Raw genomic sequence first — 3,030 nt, 5'->3', positions numbered from 1 at the left:
AGCTTGATCGCCCACTTTGTCTTTGAGTGTCGCCAACATATTTTGCATATTGGCTCGCTGACGCTCTAAGTTATTAACTTGCTCTGCATATATCCCCATCGCAGCATCAAGCTCTTTTTGCTTTTCAGCCACTCGTTTAAGGTATAAATCCCCCACACCTTGTTCAGTAAACGCCTTTTCACTCTCAACGCTGTATTTTGATAGACCTTGTAAGGAAATAACCTGTTGTTTAAGTTCCTCGATTTTCTCCAATTGCGCGTTAATGCCCGATGAAACTTTGCTTAAATTCGCCACTAACGTGGCATTGCTCATTTTGTTTAACGCTTCTGTTGATGTATCAAGGGAATTAGCAAATTCAATCGATTCGAGTTTGGCTTGTTTGACATTTTCGCTGTATTCATACAATCCCATGCCCAATGCCGCAACACCCGTCAACACTAATCCAATAGGGCCACCCGCTAATCCCATAACACTGTTAAGTGCTCGCCCCACCATTGTTGATTGACGCCGAGCGGTCGTTAATGCACGTTGAGCAACATTTTCGGCGGTTAATGCCTGTGTATAATTTAGCGAGGCTGTTCTTGCGAGTGACTTTGTAGCGATAAGGTTATCGAGTGCGATTTTTTCTGCGTTAGTGCCTCTAGCAACTTGATATTCCATTTTGGCTCTATTGAGCGCCGATGTGGCGGCTTCTTTATCCGCCCATGCCTTCCTCATGGCACTGGTTGCTGCCACACTGTTTGCCTCTGCACTCTGTAATGTGGCTTTGGCTTCATTCAATGTTGTCTGATTTTTCAGATAAGTGGCTTTCGTCCATTGAGAGAGTTTTGCTACCAATGCCGTGACGGCGATCCCTTCAACCACTTTAGCGACTAACGATAGATTATCGGCAAGAGTGGCCATCCCTGTGGTAAAAAGCTGAGTCGCACCTGTACCTTGATTCGCTTCACCGATAAATTTTGTTATCGCCGATTGAAGATTAGTGAAACCTTGGCTAACCGTTGTCACACTGGTAGCAAATTTTTTATCCACACTGTCAGCTGCACGCTCTAAGGCTTGAATAACTTTCTCAATCGTCATTTCACCGTCTTGGGCTTTCTTTCTTAGTTCGCCCACACTGACACCCATTCCGTCAGCGATGGCTTTCGCTAACGCAGGGGTTTGCTCCATCACTGAATTTAGCTCTTCGCCACGTAACTGCCCCGAGGCTAATGCTTGACCAAATTGAGTTAATGCCGCTTGGGCTGCGGTTGCACTCGCTCCTGAAATCGCCACGGCTTTTGAGACGGTTTCCGTGAGTTCAGACACTTTTTGCTGACTTAATCCTAGGCGATCGGCATTATCTGCAAAACGTTGATAAACCTGTGCTGTGGCATCCAATGATTGATAGGTTTTTTGGGCAATATCATAGACCGCATGTGTGGCTTTATTTAACTCGACAGAACTTTCCGTCACCAGTTTTAAGCGGTTCTGTAATTCCGTCCAACTATCAGCATAATTAATGACTTGATGAATGGATAATGCACTTGCGGTGACACTCGCAAAACGGGCAAAAAGCGCCGAAGATTTTGCGGTTTGCGATACCATTCGCTCTTGTTGTACGGTGATAGCTTGAAGACTGACGCGAATACGTTGCCCAAATTGTTCTGTTTGGCGCTGGCTACGGTTGATCGCATTTATGAAATTTGCCGTATTCAGCGTCAAATCGATATTTAGTCTCCCCAATGCGCCAGCCATAAAAACTCCTTAAAACAATAAAAAAGCCCCAACAAAGGGGCTATCGATGAGCCAATACATTCTGAGTAACACTATCCCACTCTTCAGCTTCTGTGGGCTTTTTCTGCCACATTGGCATAAAGTCAGTTAATTGAGGTGGGGTAGATTTCGGATCACGATTTATCATCGCAAGAAGATGCGCTACTTGTGCCATCCGATAATCCTCTCGCCATAAACCAAAGGGTTGTTTGCGATAAAAGGCCTCATATTCACACAAGTGGCTTTCAGGCATTTGCTCTATTTCCGCGAGGGTTTTTCCCAATGCCAGCGACAATATCAATTGAAATTGTCGCCGTTCTCCAAGTTTTTTTCGCTATTCCCCGCTTCGGCCGTAAACACCGCATTAGAGAAGCCTTGTCCTAATCGATTAAGACCTTTTAAGTCTTCTTCATTTTCAGCATCAAAAAGCAGTTCCCCTTTTTCATCACACAACTTAAAGGCCAACATTCTGGCGACATCATATTCATCGTAGACACGATTTATCGCCTCATTAAATTGTTCAGGATCGTCTTCGTCTAAATAAATGTCCTGCGCTTCGGCGAGCTTAATTTTAATTTGACGAAGTTTGCGCTGAATGTAATTCATGGTGCCAACATCCAGCTCTTTGACATAAAAGGTGTTGTCTAAATAGGTAAAAGGCGTCACTTTTAGTGCTTGGTTTAACACTAATTCACGCAATAACGCGTTAGACATAATCACTCCTAAAATTTTTATCGAGAAGGGAGAAGAGAAATAATGAAAGAGATGAGTTAAGGGTTATTTCTTCGTATTCAAATAATCACGGCCAGACAATTTAATCGAGATCCCCGAATCCATCATTTGTCCCACACTGCCATCAATGTTCATGCCCGTTTCGACGGAGCCGTAATAAAACATGGAACCTTCATCTCGTGTTAATACCATTTTCACCGCAAATTTTTCTTTGCTGTTTTCATATTTACGCAAGAGTCGTTGCACCTCACTGGAGCTATACCGTAAGAAAAAGGTCAATTTAATTGAACCGTATTCCGTATCACCGGATTCATATTCCTTGCCATCACTGCAAATGGTGGTGACATCGATTTGTTCGGTTGTCGAACCGTCTTTGCTGAAACTTTTTACCGCACAAAAGTTATTAGACCATTGAATACGTTGTGCCTTAGCACTTGAAAAATCAGTGGGTAGCGTTTTATCACTCCAATCCACTTCGTCGCACAGGGTCACTTTGTTGCCATCAACCTGTGCAACAGGAAAACGTCCATCTAACTCCCCGAG

Annotated in this window: 4 protein-coding genes; all 4 read right to left on the bottom strand. The window is 43.8% G+C overall.

Features of this window, described 5'->3' with window-relative positions; translation table 11 throughout:
* Window positions 1-1,737: tape measure protein (locus ACNARN_RS18520; RefSeq protein ID WP_416304810.1), on the bottom strand; the 1,737-nt coding region annotated here is incomplete at its 3' end.
* Between the two features lie 40 nt (window positions 1,738-1,777).
* On the bottom strand, window positions 1,778-2,008 hold the full coding sequence (locus tag ACNARN_RS18515; protein ID WP_167392461.1) for a DUF4035 domain-containing protein: 231 nt from the start codon (window positions 2,006-2,008) through the stop codon (window positions 1,778-1,780).
* A gap of 44 nt (window positions 2,009-2,052) precedes the next feature.
* Window positions 2,053-2,469 carry a hypothetical protein gene (locus ACNARN_RS18510; protein ID WP_036900961.1) on the bottom strand — a complete coding sequence of 139 codons (417 nt, stop codon included), beginning with the start codon at window positions 2,467-2,469 and terminating at the stop codon, window positions 2,053-2,055.
* A gap of 63 nt (window positions 2,470-2,532) precedes the next feature.
* Window positions 2,533-3,030: hypothetical protein (locus tag ACNARN_RS18505; RefSeq protein ID WP_416304809.1), on the bottom strand; the 498-nt coding region annotated here is incomplete at its 5' end.

Source organism: Proteus sp. TSJ240517 (assembly GCF_047921575.1).
Taxonomy (GTDB): domain Bacteria; phylum Pseudomonadota; class Gammaproteobacteria; order Enterobacterales; family Enterobacteriaceae; genus Proteus.
This window is presented reverse-complemented; position numbering and strand designations above follow the sequence as displayed.

Coding starts and splice junctions, on each gene's coding strand:
- ACNARN_RS18510 (WP_036900961.1), bottom strand. CDS start 2,469: ATGTCTAACGCGTTATTGCGTGAATTAGTGTTAAACCAAGCACTAAAA.
- ACNARN_RS18515 (WP_167392461.1), bottom strand. CDS start 2,008: ATGCCTGAAAGCCACTTGTGTGAATATGAGGCCTTTTATCGCAAACAA.